Annotated in this window: 14 protein-coding genes and 1 CRISPR repeat array; of the genes, 6 read left to right on the top strand and 8 right to left on the bottom strand. The window is 69.6% G+C overall.

Translation table 11 applies throughout. The features are described from left to right. Positions 1–12: 12 nt before the first annotated feature. Positions 13–2,292 (top strand): AbiJ-related protein, encoded by a 2,280-nt coding sequence (locus AY578_RS33405; RefSeq protein ID WP_258907046.1) that lies wholly within the window; start codon positions 13–15, stop codon positions 2,290–2,292. A 150-nt stretch (positions 2,293–2,442) separates the two neighbouring features. Here AY578_RS33405 and AY578_RS33400 read toward each other — a convergent pair whose 3' ends face one another. Further along, positions 2,443–3,819: a helix-turn-helix transcriptional regulator gene (locus AY578_RS33400; protein ID WP_258907039.1), complete on the bottom strand. Its 1,377-nt coding sequence runs from the start codon at positions 3,817–3,819 to the stop codon at positions 2,443–2,445. A 270-nt stretch (positions 3,820–4,089) separates the two neighbouring features. Here AY578_RS33400 and AY578_RS33395 point away from each other — a divergent pair, with 270 nt between their 5' ends. Both AY578_RS33395 and AY578_RS33390 read left to right on the top strand, forming a co-directional pair. Next, positions 4,090–4,899: a TIGR02391 family protein gene (locus AY578_RS33395; protein WP_258907038.1), complete on the top strand. Its 810-nt coding sequence runs from the start codon at positions 4,090–4,092 to the stop codon at positions 4,897–4,899. A 176-nt stretch (positions 4,900–5,075) separates the two neighbouring features. Next, a complete protein-coding gene (locus AY578_RS33390; RefSeq protein WP_258907036.1) occupies positions 5,076–6,050 on the top strand; it encodes a hypothetical protein in 975 nt (324 codons plus the stop codon). A 59-nt stretch (positions 6,051–6,109) separates the two neighbouring features. Here the strand turns inward: AY578_RS33390 and AY578_RS33385 are convergent, their stop codons facing one another. Further along, positions 6,110–7,045 (bottom strand): hypothetical protein, encoded by a 936-nt coding sequence (locus AY578_RS33385; protein WP_258907034.1) that lies wholly within the window; start codon positions 7,043–7,045, stop codon positions 6,110–6,112. 357 nt (positions 7,046–7,402) lie between these two features. Here AY578_RS33385 and AY578_RS33380 point away from each other — a divergent pair, with 357 nt between their 5' ends. From AY578_RS33380 to AY578_RS33365, 3 genes are all read left to right on the top strand, one after another. Then, complete coding sequence (locus AY578_RS33380) at positions 7,403–7,849, top strand: hypothetical protein (RefSeq protein WP_258907032.1); 447 nt, start codon at positions 7,403–7,405, stop codon at positions 7,847–7,849. Between the two features lie 225 nt (positions 7,850–8,074). Further along, on the top strand, positions 8,075–8,854 hold the full coding sequence (locus AY578_RS33370; RefSeq protein WP_258907030.1) for an NsdA family TPR-like regulatory protein: 780 nt from the start codon (positions 8,075–8,077) through the stop codon (positions 8,852–8,854). Beyond that, positions 8,851–9,390, top strand: a complete 540-nt coding sequence (locus AY578_RS33365) for a GNAT family N-acetyltransferase (RefSeq protein WP_258907028.1) — start codon at positions 8,851–8,853, stop codon at positions 9,388–9,390. Before AY578_RS33370 ends, AY578_RS33365 begins: the two co-directional genes overlap by 4 nt. A 52-nt stretch (positions 9,391–9,442) precedes the next feature. Beyond that, positions 9,443–10,633: a CRISPR direct-repeat array (repeat unit 29 nt; unit sequence CGGAACACCCCCGCATCGGCGGGGAGGAC). An 18-nt stretch (positions 10,634–10,651) separates the two neighbouring features. Here the strand turns inward: AY578_RS33365 and cas2e are convergent. Genes cas2e through casB form a run of 6 tightly spaced genes read right to left on the bottom strand, consistent with a single transcriptional unit; the run spans position 10,652 to position 15,152 of the window. Continuing rightward, positions 10,652–10,969 (bottom strand): type I-E CRISPR-associated endoribonuclease Cas2e, encoded by a 318-nt coding sequence (cas2e, locus tag AY578_RS33360; protein WP_258907026.1) that lies wholly within the window; start codon positions 10,967–10,969, stop codon positions 10,652–10,654. After that, complete coding sequence (gene cas1e / locus AY578_RS33355) at positions 10,969–11,916, bottom strand: type I-E CRISPR-associated endonuclease Cas1e (protein WP_258907024.1); 948 nt, start codon at positions 11,914–11,916, stop codon at positions 10,969–10,971. The genes cas2e and cas1e overlap by 1 nt, the downstream gene beginning before the upstream one ends. A gap of 56 nt (positions 11,917–11,972) precedes the next feature. After that, complete coding sequence (gene cas6e / locus AY578_RS33350) at positions 11,973–12,623, bottom strand: type I-E CRISPR-associated protein Cas6/Cse3/CasE (protein ID WP_258907022.1); 651 nt, start codon at positions 12,621–12,623, stop codon at positions 11,973–11,975. Further along, the gene (gene cas5e, locus AY578_RS33345; protein WP_258907020.1) at positions 12,620–13,405 is read right to left on the bottom strand and encodes a type I-E CRISPR-associated protein Cas5/CasD; all 786 of its coding nucleotides are present in this window, start codon (positions 13,403–13,405) and stop codon (positions 12,620–12,622) included. The genes cas6e and cas5e overlap by 4 nt, the downstream gene beginning before the upstream one ends. Beyond that, positions 13,402–14,529 (bottom strand): type I-E CRISPR-associated protein Cas7/Cse4/CasC, encoded by a 1,128-nt coding sequence (gene cas7e / locus AY578_RS33340; RefSeq protein WP_258907018.1) that lies wholly within the window; start codon positions 14,527–14,529, stop codon positions 13,402–13,404. Before cas7e ends, cas5e begins: the two co-directional genes overlap by 4 nt. After that, positions 14,526–15,152 (bottom strand): type I-E CRISPR-associated protein Cse2/CasB, encoded by a 627-nt coding sequence (casB, locus tag AY578_RS33335; protein WP_258907013.1) that lies wholly within the window; start codon positions 15,150–15,152, stop codon positions 14,526–14,528. The genes cas7e and casB overlap by 4 nt, the downstream gene beginning before the upstream one ends. Positions 15,153–15,162: the final 10 nt, after the last annotated feature.

Here is a 15,162-nt window from a genome sequence, read left to right as displayed (position 1 = left end):
TCCGGAGGAACCGTGCAGTTCGCTGTCCTGCCTGTCCGCGGGTGGCCCGTCTCTCCCCTGCCGGGGCAGGCCTTCCTGGTTCGTGACAACTGGGATGACTACAGCTTCAAGACGACCTTCCAGTTGCTCTGTGTCGATCCAGGCGGCGAGATCAGGGAGATCGGCGGGGTCAAGATCGGCAGGTTCGGCATGGTGGCGCCGGCCACGACGCCGCTGCCGGACGGCTTCGAGACGCTGGACGGAGCCTTCTTCTCACTCGGGCTGAGGGACACCTACTACGAGCGGCTGCGCGAGCTGGGTGCCGATCTGCAGCGCACCGTTCTGCGGGCTCTCAACGACGTCTCCTTCGATCTGGACCTTTTCTCCCGTGCCCGCACCGAGAACGTGACGGTCACCTCCCTGCTCCGGACCGTTTCCGCCGAGACCGTCGCGGGCCGCTTCCGGGGCGCCGGCATACCCACAGGTTCGTCGGCGGCCATCACCGAGGTCACCCGGCAGCGTCTGTTCAACGCGCTGCGCCGCACCGGGGCAAGCTGGTCGGGCAGCCTGGACGAGGTCACCTTCCTGCGCAGGCTGTACGACCTGGACCGCCTGAAAAGCCATGACCCGCGGTTCACCACGGCCGAGGGCGACATCGTCCAGCACCGCTACAACAACCCTGAGGACTGGGACGACAACTGGGTCTTCGGAGACGACCGCTTCGGACTCTCCGACGGCTCCGACGAGGTCCTGCTCCGCTTTCTGGCGGAGATGATCCACCCCGCCGTGCGGACGGACTCCGGCGAGGTCCAGCGGCTGCTGGCACTGGTCAACGGCCATCTGGCCGCCGACGGCTACGAGCTCGCCAAGGCCCGCACGGTCAGCGGCTACCCGGTCTACGAGGCCCGCCGGATCCCTGCCAGCCGCACCGCTCCCCCGGCCGCCGCCACGCCCATACCGTCCGTACCGCTCGGCGGAGACGACTACGCCGCGGTCCGTCGCGCCGCTCGCGGCGAGCGCAAGGACTACGCCTGCCCGCGCCAACCGGTCCTGGACGGGGGTCAGGCGGACGTATTCGAGGCGACCCACAAGACCCTCGGCACGACCGTGGCGTTGAAGAAGCTGCACAGCAAGTACCCGGCCGAACGGCAAGTGGCCCGCATGCGGCGGGAGATCGAGATCGGCCAGCTGTTGAACGGTCATCCCCACGCCATGCCGATTCTTGACTTCGGCGCCGACCACAAGTGGTTCGTGATGCCCTGGGCGGACGCGACCGCTGCCCAACGCCAAGAGCTGCTGCGGGACCCGGCCGAGCTGCGCGCTCTGGTCGACGCTCTAGCATCGGTGCTGGCCACCGCGCACGAGCACGACTGGCTGCACCGCGACATCAAACCGTCGAACATCCTCTATTTCGACGGCCGCTGGGCGCTCGCCGACTGGGGCATCGTCCGCCGGCCGCGCGGCCAGACCACCAAGGTGGGGCGCACCGGTCACTTCCTCGGTACGGAGGGCTTCGCGGCCCCGGAACTGTTCAGGGCGCCCCACGAGGCCACGGCGTCCAGCGACATCTACAGCATCGGCAGAGTCATCGCCTGGGCCCTCACCGGCAAGATGCCGGAGACCAACCTGCCTCTGCAGGCCCCTCCCGGCCCGTGGCGCGCCATCGTCCGTGCCGCCACCCAGCAGGATCCGGAACGCCGCCCCCAGAGCGTCGGTGATCTGCTCGCCCTGGTCGACCGCGAACACGCGGCCATCCCCGAAGACCCCCTCCAGAGGGCCCAGACGTTACTCGAAGCCGCCGGCACCGGCGACTCTGCGGCCGCAGACACTCTGCTGACCCTGGTCGGCGACCACCCGGAGGACTATGAACTGCACGTCGGCGTGCTCGCCCGCCTCGACACCAAGGAGGCCGGACCGGCCTTCGCACGAGACCCCTCCCAGGCTCACAGCCTCCTGCGCGCCCTGGCAAAGCACGTCTATGGAGACGACACGCACATCGTGCAGTTCGGCGACGCCGCAGCGGTCGTGATCTGGCTGCAGGGCATCTGTGCCTACGCCGCCAGCCAGTCTGACTGGGACCTGCTGGAGGAGGCTGCCCACACCATGTGCACCTGGGACGGCGCGTGGAACCAGTGGAACGCCCAGGGCAAGATCACCCCCTGGCTGCGAACTCTGACCAATGAGGCCGCATCCGTCATCGCCGCTGTCCTGCGCGACCACCCGGACTCTGCCCAGCACTTCAGCCACATAGCCGACGACCGCACCGTCGACCCCCGCATACGCCAGGCACTACGCACCAGCACGGCTGGCTGAAGCGGTCGAGCCCGGGGCGTATCGGTCAACGTGGCGATGGGCTGGCCCGCGCTCTCGGGTGGGGCTCCCCTGTCCGCCGTTGAGTTGTAAACGAGAGGCGCCAAGCCACTGGGATTGGCTGGCTTGGCGCCTCTCGCGATCGTGAGGACCTCAGTCCTCCGGCTCGCGCGGGACGAGGCGGGAGAAGAACTCCTTCGCGGCCTGCCCGTCGAGTTCCCCGTTCGTGGTCGCGGACCTCCGCAGCGCTTCGCCCGTCACCTGGGCAGGGATGCCGAGCTGCTTGTCTGCCTCGCCCATGATCTCGCCGAGGTACCACTGGGCCGAGGTCGGGAAGTGCTGAATGAACCAGCTGACCATCTTCGCCAGCGGCACCGACAGGATGAGGTCGAAGCCCTTGAGCTGGCCGCCCCGGCGTTCGCTGACGCGCAGCGAGGTGGCGAAGTCCTCCAGGACGGCATGGCGGATGGTCGGCCCTAGGGCATCGGTGGGGATGATCCGCCTGAGGCTGTCGGCGACCTCGAAGGCCAGTTGGTCAGCCACCTCCCGCACGCTCGGCTCGTTGCGCTGCCGCAAGACCCACCGCTTGCGGATGTCCGGGCGCTTCCACAGGAAGCTGAAGAAGGTCTCGCTGAAACGGTCGCGGATCTGAGCCGCCCCCGGGGCCAGACGGTGGCGGTCACCGGCCGACATGGCCTCCCTCAGCCCCTCGGAGGAGCGGCGCCGGGCCTCGACCCAGTCCTCGGCGACCGGGCGTGACCACTGGGACCGTCCGCCGACGGTCGCCTGGGGCAGCGGCACGTCGTTCTCGCCTCGGGAGATGTAACCCCGCAGTGTGGAGGCCGTGATGCCGCCCAGCGCCGCCATCTCGGGCACGCCGAGCAACCGGTCGCCTGCGAGTTCGGGACTGGCCAGGTCGACGACGCACTTCTCCAGCGGCAGGGGGTCGTCCTGCTTTTGGTGGTGCTGCGCCCACAGGGTCAGGTCGTCGAGCCAGTTGTCCGGTGCCGCGGTGGCCGGGTCGAACGTGGCGACCTTGTGCACGTGCGCTCGGTCCGGATGGGCGCGGCCGTCGAGCATGTCGTCGGCGTGGACGGTGGCCGTGGCACGGGCCTTGTGGCGGGCGTAGTCCTCGGTGACCGGGTCCCAGATCTGGCCGGGCCGGTACCAGGCTTCGCCATCCCACCAGTAGCCTCCGGCCCGGAACAGCAGCGCAGCCCCCGTCCAGTAGGTGTGCAGGCTGGCGGTGTCCTCGTCGCGCAGCAGGAGCACGGTGCGCCCGTGGTCGGGGTGGTAGCGCACGGCCCAGCCCAGGTGGTGGGCGATCGGATCGGTGGTGAAGGCCAGCCATCCTCCCTCACGGGAGGGGTCGCAACGGCCCCACATCCCTTCGCCCTTGTTGCGGCCGACGGCCTCGATGGCGTCGGGGCCCTCGTCGAGCGGCAGGTGCGAGTCGTCGACGAACGGCAGACCGGGCACCGGGTGGTCCGTCCGCAGCCCGTTGGCGAGCGGACGAATGTCGTAGACCAACGTGTTCCCCTTCTCGACTTCACTGCTGTAGATGACTACAACGCTATTGATGCCCAGTAGTACACGACTGGAAAGCGAATCGGTACAGCTATTTCAAGGCAGGTTCCACAGCGGCGAGTTGGCGTGACCGTCACACCGGGGCGGCACTCCGCTGGCAGCCGCTCTGCCGCACCCGCCGCTGCCGTGGACGCAGAAGAAAGCGGGGATCTGCCCTTCACTCCCGTGTCATTCTGGTCGGTTGGCCATGGGACGAGGGGAAGGGGACGGGACATGGCAACACGTCACGAGCCTTGGCCGGCGACGGTCATCACGGCGGTGGCAGGTGTGCTCGGCGACACCGATCACGGCTTGACTGGGCGGGAGATCGGGCAACTGCTGGCCGTCGTGAGGGTGCCGGATGCCGACGGCGGCAACAAGCGGGACCGGCTGGCCGGAGCGCTGCTGGCGCAGCAAGCGCGCCAGGGGGCGTCGAACTGCGTGATCGCGTTCATCAAAGAGGCGATGGCCCCGGTGCGCTACGTTCAGCAGCCCCACACGTTCTCACGCCGGCAGGACGACCTCAACGAGGTCCTGGTCCATGTCGGGCTGCGGGTCAACGACCAGGGGCAGGTGGCCAGGGGGCCGGCGGCCTCCACGCTGAGCCAGGCCGCACGGCACGCCAGTTCCCTGCGAGCCGAGCTACGCCGCCGCTCCACGCATCCGGAGGTGTTGCGCTACTGCGCCCTGGAGATCCTGGCCAAGAACCCCTTCCACGCCAGCCTGGAGGCGGTCAAGTCGGTGGCCGACCGGCTGCGAACCCTCACCGGCCAGGGCCTGGACGGGGCGCGGCTGGTCGACGCGGTGCTCATGCCCGGCCAGGGAACGGCCCGGGTGGCCATCAACGCGAACGCCACGGGGCCCGAGCTGGATGAGCAGAAGGGACTGGCAAACCTGGTCAAGGGCCTGTGCAGCATGTACCGCAACCCGGCCGCGCACGAGCCGCGCCTTCACCGCACCGTCACCGACGAGGAACTGCTGGAACTGCTCACCACGCTGTCGATGGTGCACCGGCGGCTCGACAGCGCGCACGTCACCCCCTGATGCCGTGCGAGTCCGCCTTCTCGGCGCTGGCCCGCGCCGCGAGCTGTGGGATGCGGCCTGTGCGCGTAACCCGAGCTGTGGCGCGGGACTGGGAGTTCGTAGGCTGGCGGTGGTCTCGGTGATCAGGCTTGGCTGAGTGAGCCCGAGCCGAGGCCCGCCGCCACCGGGAGGACAGGATGAGCAGCCGCGATGACATGTATTTCCCGGTCATCGTCAATGGCCTTGACTACCTGCACAGCTCGGTCAGTTCTCTGGTCGACGAGCCGGGAGGCCGCGCGCTGAAGTACGCGGTACTGCACCTTCAGTTCGCGGCGGAGACCCTGTTCAAGGCGCGGCTGGAGCTGCATGACCCTGCTCTGGTCTGGGTGAAGCCCGAGAAGTTCGACGAGCAGCTCCACCGCCAGGGTGACTTCAAGAGCGTCGGAACACCGGGCGCCCTGGAGCGGCTGCGCGATGACGTGCAGGTCTCCAACCCCATCGATCCTGAGGACGCCGCCCTCAAGGCGCTCGTCAAGCTACGCAACCGACTCACGCACTTCGGGGCCACCGACACCGCCGTCGCCGTGGAGGCGCGCGCCATACCGGTCCTCGACCTGCTTTTGACGTTCATCGACGAGGAACTGCTGCCCAACGACAGCAGTGATGCAGCAGAAGAGGCATGGGAGCTGATGGAGACCATCCGACCGTTGGTCGGCCGGATCCGCGGGCTGGTCGACCACCGCCTTGGCCCGCTGGGCGAGAAGCTGGGGCCTGCCAGCGAGTACACACTGCGTTGCCTGTCCTGCGGTCACTTCGCGGCGCCCGTCACACCCGGAAACGATGGAGTGCGGCCCGTCGGCTGCCTGCTGTGCGGCAAGGCGTACGACGACGTGGAAAGCGCAGTGGACGCGTACGGCGCGGGGAGCTTCTACGAGGCTGTCACCCAGGGCGGTGATCCGCCGGCCTATTCGTGTGCAGAGTGCTCTACGGCCGAAGCGTGTGTCGTGCCGACCCAGACAGCCGACGAACCTGACGGTCACGTTCTGGTGTGCCTGTGGGGCGCACATACGCTGGACGGTGTATGCGATTTTTGCCAGCGAGCGGCCGTCCTCGCGCTCCCGGAAGCGCAGATGTGCAGCGACTGCCTCGATGTCCGGTTCGCCAAGTTCTGACCGGCACGCCTGGGCCTGTTGCGTGCGTCCGCCCGCGGCTGACGGCTCGCCATCCCGGTCTACCGAGCCCTCTGCGATTTACCCCAGGGAAGCCACCGCCTGCGGCCGACCACCGGGGTCTCCCGCCCACCGGAAGGGGATTCGTCCCGTTCCCCTCCTGACTCGGCCTGGCCGAGCACGGCGGCCTGCACGGCCGGCCAGTCCTGCGTGCGCCACCAGCGGAACAAGTCGCCGGAGGCGATCACGGGAAACGAAAGCGTGTCGACGACCCTGCGCTGATACACCTCGGCGGGGCGCTGGGCGGGGTCGAGGCGATGCTGGTGGTTGACGATCAAGGCAGCGCAGGTGACAGGCTGACCGGGCCGCAGTTGCGGCCATTTCTCCAGATGACGTTGAAGCTGCGAGATCAGCCTCTCCCCCGCTGCCCCCGCGGCGGCCTTCACCTCGACCAGGCAGGTGGACCCGTTCAACACGGCGAGCAGGTCCGCGGACAGAGTATCGCCCAGTTCCTCGTCCAGATCGGTGACGGTGAAGCCAGCGGCACGCACTACGACGGCCACCGCGTCTTCCAGCTCGCTGCCGCTGCCGTACAGCAGACCGGCCCGCACCGGTTCGGCCTCCTGCCGTGCCTGCTCCAATTCGTCTTCCAGGCGGGCCTTGTCCTCCAGGTAGCGGCGCTCCAGCTCTTCGAGGGAGCTGCGTGCTTGTGTCTCCGCGGGGGTCTCCAGGGCGGGGTCGACATGGTGTCGTGAGCGGACGCGGCGCAGTGCGGCCGGTACGTGCTCGGGAAGGGCACGTTGGACGAGCCAGTCGACCACCTGATCCCAGTCGACCCCGTCAGGGATCACGTACCAGATCTGCTGGCCGTCGCCGGGCGTCCAGCGCGCGACGACGGCCTCACCCAGGCTGTCGACGAGGATCGGCACCAGTTCGCCCTCGGGCTCGTGAACCGTCGTTCCGCGCGCGCCCTCCGGGGCGCCCGCCCGCACGATCATCGCCCACCAGGGGGCGCTGGCCGGTCGGTTAAGCAGTCGTGAGGGCCCTGGGCGTGGACGGCGCTGCGGCCGCACGGGCGTGCCGGGGCCTTCGGCATCGGGCCCGCCGCCCTCGATGTCGTCCAGGACGGCCGCCGACAGGTTCGTCGCCGGCTGCGTGAGGGCACGACGGTCACCGCCCTGCTGGCCCTGGCCGCCGAGCGCGGCATCGACCTGCGCCGGCGATGACCTACGGGACGGCCGACCCGACGGCGTGTGCTGGCCAGACCGGCACGCGGCTACGGGCGCGGCACACTTCACCCAGACAGGCCGTCTGCGATCGGGGCAGGGCGGGCCGACTGAAGGGACGGGGCGCCGGTGGCAGAGACGAATTGGAAGAGGGTGGCGACACACCTCGGTGAGCTCAGCGGCGAGTTCACCCCGGCACAGCGGGACCTCGCCGACGCCCTGGGCGTGCCGCTCGCGCCCGGCACGCCGATGCCGGTCGCGGCCGCACTCCTTCGCGCCCACCTCACCGGACCGCTGCTCCTGAAGAGGGCGCAGCCGGTCGACGAGGAGGAGTACCGCTACCTCGAACTCGTCGCTGGTGAGGCCGCCATCGAGGTCCCGCCGCAGGAGCAGATCGCCCAGAGGGACATTCTGGAGGCGTGGCTCGAAGTGGCCTGGGCGCGCCGGTCGGTGATCCATCTCGAGCGACTGTCACCCGAGCGGGCCGGCGGTCACGGGCTCGGCGTGGACCGCGCTTTGCGCGGTCCACGCCGGTGTGGCCTGCGGGTCGGCCCCCAGGTCACTAGGGCGATTTGACCCATGCTTTACATGACGGTCGGCGCATGAAGGGCTACCGTGCGTGCATGAACGCCACTCGCAATGAGGCTCTTGAGGCGTGGATGGTTGAACACGGGCACAGCTCCAACAGCCTGGCAGAGGCGGTGAACAGGGCCCTCGAGCAACTGACAGGGCGGCCGGGCGGGCTCGACGGCTCATCCATCCGCTGCAGCAGCGAGGCCACCTACGAGGGTGCGGCGCTTCATGTCGGGGTCCTCCTGCGATGCGGCGGGGTTGGCCGAAGTCCGGCCCCGTGGCACGAACCCTAATTCGCTGGCGGATAAGATCGACGGCCGCCGCTACGACGACGCGAAGATGCACATGCGCGAGGCGCAGGCCCTCGCGGAGATGTCCGGCGACCAGGCCATCAAGTTCCGCATCTGGAGCCACGCCGGCGCCATGTACCGGCACATGGGCCGCCCCGCCGACGCCTTCGCCGCCAACGATGTAGCGCGCAACCTCCACATCACACGCCGCGACCCGATGTTCGCCTCCCTCGGCCTTGCCCGGCAGGCAGCCATCCACGGCGCAGCCCAGGACCGCACCGGCACCCGCCGCACATTCGACCAGGCGCAGGAAGCGATGCAGCGCGCCAACTCCGACGACTACCGGCCGGTGTGGCTGCTCGCCTTCTACGACCAGGCGGAACTCCACTCGCTCGCCCTGTCCGCACACCTGGCGCTGGGCGACTACCCGACCGCCGAGTTCCACGCGCACCGCTGCCTGGCAGCCCTGCGCCCGCACATGCGCCGCTCCCGCGCCATCACCATGACGCGCCTCGCACACGCCCAGCTCGCCCAGGATGACCTGGAAACTGCGACCACCACCGCGATGAATGTTCCCGCCGACGCCGCTACCCAGCATGCCCGGGTGTCCCGCATGCTGCAGGAGTTCGGCGCAGCCCTTCGCGCGAAGGCGCCGAAGAGCGACGCCGCGCAAGCCTGGACTGAGCACACCCGCGACGCCTGGAGGGCCGCCGCATGACCAGCGCACCGACAACCGAACTTTGTACCCACACCGACCTGGGCCCGATACGGGGCGACATCCTCGGCACCTACGCCGAGGTCCGCGCCCCGCTGCTCCACCTGCCGAACTACGCGGTCACCGCGTTCGGGGAGCGGCTGGACCGGCACAGCACCGAGCCCGGTTTTGTGGCCGTCCTGGCGTACGCGGAGGGGGCCCCGGTCGGGTACGTCTACGGCAACCGCATTGAGCACGGTGACCGGTACTGGCAGCGGACCGCCCCGGAGCCGTCGCAGGAATACACCGGTCAGCCTGCCGTGGCGCTCAAGGAGATCGGCGTCCGTCCGGCCTGGAGGAAGACTGGGACGGCCAAGGCACTGCACGACGCGTTCCTCGCCGCTCGTGACGAGCCGTACGTGACGCTCATGGTCAACCCGGCGGCCGGAGACGGGAAGGTACACGCGCTCTACCGGTCGTGGGGGTACGAGGACATCGGGCAGAGCCAGCCGTCCCTCGCGTCCCCGGTACTCACCGTGATGATCCGCGCCACCCGCTGACCCTGGACACGGCGGGCCCCCGAGGAGAGGCCCGCCGTGCTGCAGTCCGATCGGAACACCCCCCGCATCGGCGGGGAGGACACGCCCGCTCCACCCGCTCCGCGCACGAGCGGGGGAACACCCCCGCATCGGCAGGGAGGACTCCGCGGCACCGGCGGGCTCATCGACCGGCAGCGGAACACCCCCGCACCGGCGGGGAGGACCACACCGTCGACGGTGTCGGGGTTCCGCAGGGCGGAACACCCCCGCATCGGCGGGGAGGACCTACGCCGCCAAGCGCCCCCAGCGCGGCGCTGCGGAACACCCCCGCATCGACGGGGAGGACTTCATCGGGGTGTCCGTGAGCTTCTCGTACGCCGGAACACCCCCGCATCGGCGGGGAGGACTACGCCCCATGCTTCACCACCTGCTCGCTCATCGGAACACCCCCGCATCGGCGGGGAGGACGCGACCGAGCCCATGTTCCAGCCCGCCTCGAACGGAACACCCCCGCATCGGCGGGGAGGACCTCTACGGTCGTCACGGGGTCACCTCCCTTATCGGAACACCCCCGCATCGGCGGGGAGGACGACGCGGGCCCACATCTCGGCGAGGCGCAGCGCGGAACACCCCCGCATCGGCGGGGAGGACTGGCGGCTGTTGCTGCCCTTGCGCCGGGAGACCGGAACACCCCCGCATCGGCGGGGAGGACAGCAGCTTGGCCGCCCCCGAGACGGTCAGCGGCGGAACACCCCCGCATCGGCAGGGAGGACGGCTCCCTGTATGCGGATGCGGTGACGGAGGACGGAACACCCCCGCATCGGCGGGGAGGACCGTCGAGCCTGCCTTCCGCCGCCTGATCCATCCGGAACACCCCCGCATCGGCGGGGAGGACGGGGGTGAACCCGCTGGTGGTGTGGGCGTGGACGGAACACCCCCGCATCGGCGGGGAGGACGACTGCTGCGGCGGGTCGCCCCGTCGCTGCTACGGAACACCCCCGCATCGGCGGGGAGGACTCGGCGGCGCGGGCGGCCTGTTCGTCGGTCGGCGGAACACCCCCGCGTCGGCGGGGAGGACCCCCCCGTTCACCGCCAGCCGCGCCGTCGGCGTCGGAACACCCCCGCGTCGGCGGGGAGGACCCATCGTCCGATGCCTATGCCTGACTGGGCATATGGAACACCCCCGCGTCGGCGGGGAGGACCGTCTCCGAGGGGGTCGATGGATTCGTCGGAGACGGAACACCCCCGCGTCGGCGGGGAGGACCACTTCCTGACCTGCACATTAAAAGGGGCTTTGCATTTCCTTTACCTTTGGTGCGGCGGTCATACGGATCAGGGTAAGGCCGTCGAAGTCGACTGGGACCCGGCGGCGGGTTCCTGCGGTACGGATGGCGTAATCCTGTTCCGTGGTGGCGGGGTGGACGAGGAGGGCAGCGCCGGTTCCTACGACTTCGGTGACGGCGTTCCACAGTTCGTCACGGACGCGGGCGGAGACGCTACCGACGAAGATGCCGGGTACTACTTCGCTGGTCCATCTGCTGAGGGCACCGCGAAGGTGGTCGGGGACGGCGGTGGTGGCGATGACGACCATGGAGGACATCAGGCTTCTCCTGTGGCGTAGTTGACGCCTGCGGGGAGGGCTCCGGTTTTGGGGTCCCAGAGGTGGACCATGCGTACGTCGCGTCGTTCGCAGTGTTCCTCGTCGGTGTCGTCGTTGGTTGCGGCTGTGTGGGGCGGGGTGAGCAGGGACTGGACGTCTTGGACGATGCGGGGCAGGAGGCGAAGGAGTCGGAGGTCTTCGCGGAAGCGGCGGCGTGCTTGTTGTTCGGGGCTGTCGGAGTTGTGAAGGGCGAAGGCGAGGGGGAGGGTGGTGTCGGCTTTGTAGAGGTCGGCGATGTCGTAGACGAAGGCGTGCTGGGTGCCGGCGTGGACGTAGCCGAGGGCGGGGGAGAGTCCGAGGGCGAGCAGGGCGGCGTGGACGATGCCGTAGAGGCAGGTGTTGGCGGCGGACAGGGCGAGGTTGACGGGGTCCTGGGAGTCCCATTGGTCGGGGCGGTAGTTGCGGCGGAAGCGTCCGATGCCGTGTTGCTGCGCGAGGATCTTGTAGAAGGCCTTCATGCGCTGGCCTTCCATGCCGCGGAGCTGGTCCAGGGTGACGGATTCGGGCAGGTCTGCGTCCTTGAAGCGCATCTGGTACATGCGGACGGCGACCTCGAGGCGGCGTTCTGGGTCGGCCCATGTGGCGACCTGCTGTTCGAGCCAGTGGGTGGTGAGGGAGTCCGACAGGATGCCGGCGTAGGCGCGGACGCCGCCGGCTCCGACGCAGATGACGCTGGTGTTGTGGCGGGCGAGGGTGGTCAGGGCCGGGGTGGTGATGGAGACGCCCGGGCCCAGCAGCAGGCAGGACAGGGCTGCGGTGGGGAGGTAGACGAGGTCGGTGCGGTGGTCGTCGACCTGGATCTGCGCGCATACTCCGGTGTCGTCCTGCACCACGCGGACCATGTCCAGGTAGAGGAAGGACAGGGAGTCCGCGACGCGCGGGAGCATAGCCAGGGTGGGAGCGGCCAGACGCCTGCGCGCCTGGCCGCCTTGTCGTGGCGCGCTCATGCGGTGGTTGCGGGGGCGAGGCTGAGCAGGCCCGCGCCGTAGGGTTTGCCTCGGCCGATGCCGGTCAGGACAGCTTGGGTGAGGGCGGTGGGGTCGGTGACGGTGGCGGTGCCGTCGTAGCGGATCAGGCTGTGCCGCATGCGGGGGGTGTCTCGGCCGCGGGGGCGGGCGGGTTCCATGGTGGTGGGAGTCAGGACGTGGAGGTCGAGACCGGCTTCGGTGGCCCGGCGGAGCCACCAGTGGTCGGCGTCAGGGCCGGAGAGCGGCATGATGCGTCCTCGCTTGCCTTTCTCTTGGAGGGAGAGCCGTTCTCGTTTGGCGGGGTTGAGGACGATGCGGTAGCGGACGCCGAGTCCTTTGCGTAGTGCGGTGAACATCGGGGTGAGGCTTTTGACGTCGGCCTGGCCGTATCCGGTGGGCAGGCGTGCCGGGTCGAGCTGGGCGGCCTGGACGAGGAGGGTGCTGGAGGTATCGGTCTCCTCCAGGCGGTAGAGCAGTCCGGTCTGGTGTCGGGGGGCGTCGCCGAGGTTGTCGGGGACCATCCGCATGACGGTGCGGTGCATCTGGGTGGCGTCGCGCAGGTCACGCTGTACGTCGCGGCTGTGCGGGTTGAGGCGGATGCGGGCGAGCACCGGGTGGTCGTTCATGCGCTTTCCTCGAGGTGGGCGTAGTCGATCAGGCGCTGTATCAGGGTCTGTGGGGGGCCTGCGAGGGAGCGGGGCACCGGTAGCTGGGTGCGGTGGAGGCGGCGGCTGGTGTGGCTGCGGCCGTGCTGGGCGAAGCTCACCGGCACGTCGTTGATGTCGATGACATCGATGGGCGCGGGTGGTTCGGATTGGTCGGCGGGTGGTGGCTGTTCGAGGAGGAATTCCACGGGGATCGTCCCGGTTTGTGGGTCTTCGGTGCGCGGCGCGGTGCGGCTGAGCGGAACCCGGGTGCGGAGTTCTTCTTCGGGGTCGTCGACGTGGCGGCGCAGGAGGAACGGCTCGTCGGGGACGCAGGAGCGGCGGCCCAGGTAGGGCGCCCAGTGTGGGCGGGTCAGGGCGTCGGCGAGGCGGTGGATGGTCTGGTCGGCTGCGGTGACGGCGACGACGAACACCGCGTCGGACAGGTAGTGGCGGCGGGTGATGACGGCGGCACCTTTGTTGCTGCCTTGGCTGGTGGCGGCGGTGCGGTCCTTGGGGAAACCGCCGCCGGCGGTGTGGTAGTCGATGAGCCGGACGCCCGGCCGGTCCACGCGCACGGTGAGCCGCAGGTCCTGGTAGCGGTCCAGGTCTGCTTCGTTGCGGCTGATGCCTTCGGCCGCGGCGAACATGCCGATCAGTGCGGAGCGGGTCGGGAAGGACGCGGTGTCCCTCACGGGGGTGAACGCGGATCGTTCGCCCCAGGACTGCAGGGGGCCGGCCAGGCGTAGCAGGAGCCCGCTCACGGCTGGTCCTGCGCTGCGGGTACGGCGGCGTCGACGGCGGCGTCGATGAGCTGGTCGAAGGAGTCGTGGGCGGTGCCGAGCCCGGTGTGTTTTTCTTCGGGGCTGATGACGGTGTGGCCGTGGAAGCGGCGGTTGCGGTTGCCGGTGAGGCGGTTGAGGTTGCCGGTGTAGGTGTCGAGGGCCTGGCGGGACGGCTGGGAGAAGCCGCCTTGCTGGTCGCTGGTGATGGGGGTCTCGAAGGCTGCGGCCAGGGAGAGGGGGCGGTGTTCGCGCACGGCGAGGTAGGCGAGGTCGGGGACGGTGTGTGGGGCGGTGCTGTTCTTCTTGGCCTGGGGCAGGGAGAGCAGGAAGTGCTCGGCGAAGGAGCTGAGTACGGTCCGGGCGGCCTTGGTGTCGCCGTTCAGGTTTTTCAGCAGGTCGGCGACGTTGACGGTCGCGTAGCGGTAGAAGACGCCGGCGCTGAACTCGGCGGTGTCGAGGTGGCCGCTGCCGGTTTCGGCTTCGCCCAGCCAGTCGTCGACGGCGGTGAAGTAGTCACGCTGTGGTTCGGCGGCGTGCGTGGTGAAGGCGTGGGCGATCTGGGCTGCTCCGTCCACGTTGGCGTCCGGGAGTTCGGCGAGCATGCGGCCCAGCAGGCTGATGGAGGCGGTGCGGCGCTTGAGGATCGTCTCGATCTGTTGGGGCGGCAGTACCTGGCCGGGCTTCTTCTTGCCCTGGGCCGCCTCCAGGTCCTGGCGGTGTTCGGTGCACACGGCGGCCAGTTCGTCGATGGCCGCCTCCGGCAGGAACAGCAGCACCGAGGTGTGGCCGGCCGATTCTGTGCCGATGCCCTTCTTCCCGGCGCTCGCGGCGACCTGTGCTCCGGCGAACGCGGCCAGTTCGGTGGGCCAGCCGGCGCTCTCGAGGGCGTGCTGGACCTTCGCCGGCACCAGGCGGGTGCGGGCGGCCTTCTCGCCGAGGTCGCGTTCGACGCCGAGCCGGATGGCCCGCTTCCAGGACTGGCTGGAGACGCGGATGCGGGGGGCGTTGCCGTAGCGCACTTGCTTGGGGGAGCCGAGGTCGTCGCGGTTGAGGTTGGCGGCGGGCACCGACTGCAGGGCGCTCAGGTCCAGGTAGATGGTCATCGGTCGTTCTCCTCGGCAGAATCAGCAAGAGCGGGGTTGGTGGTGCTGGCGGTGCGGAAGTAGCTCTCCAGCCAGCGGGTGGCGATGCGGTCGCGGCTGCGGTTCCACCAGGCGAGGTCCTCCAGGAGGACCGCCCAGTCGATGGGGATGCCGCCGGACAGGAGCTGGCGGACGAGGGCGGGCAGGCCCGGGTGGATGGCGTCGCTGCTCTGGCGGGCCATCAGGTGAAGAGCGCTTTCGGCGGAGTTCTCCTTCAACACGCCCTTGGCGACGGCTTGGCCGAGTGAGGCGCCCAGGTTGGGCCGCTCGTACCAGGACATGGGTGTGTCTTGGTCGGGTGTGGTGTCGCGGGCCGAGCGGGGGCGTGCGGCGATCAGCGCGGCCGCCGCGTAGTACGCCCGCCGGACGTCGCCGTAGTGCTGGTCGTCGTGATCGCGCAGCCAGGGCACCAGGTAGCGGTGCATGTAGGTGCACCGTTCCACCGGCAGTCCGAGTCCGCGCCGCAGGGCGGCGCGGGCCTGGGTGGAGGCGCACACCTGGTACACGTAGGCGACGAACCGGTCCGAGGTACGGACACGCGGGGAGGGCGGCGGAGCAGGCGCCGCCGGTGCGGAATCATTCATAAGACATCCC

The sequence above is a fragment of the Streptomyces thermocarboxydus genome (genome assembly GCF_024760485.1).
Lineage (GTDB): Bacteria > Actinomycetota > Actinomycetes > Streptomycetales > Streptomycetaceae > Streptomyces > Streptomyces cellulosae.
Note: the sequence above shows the minus strand (reverse complement) of the source record. Positions and strands in the feature narration are given on the sequence as shown.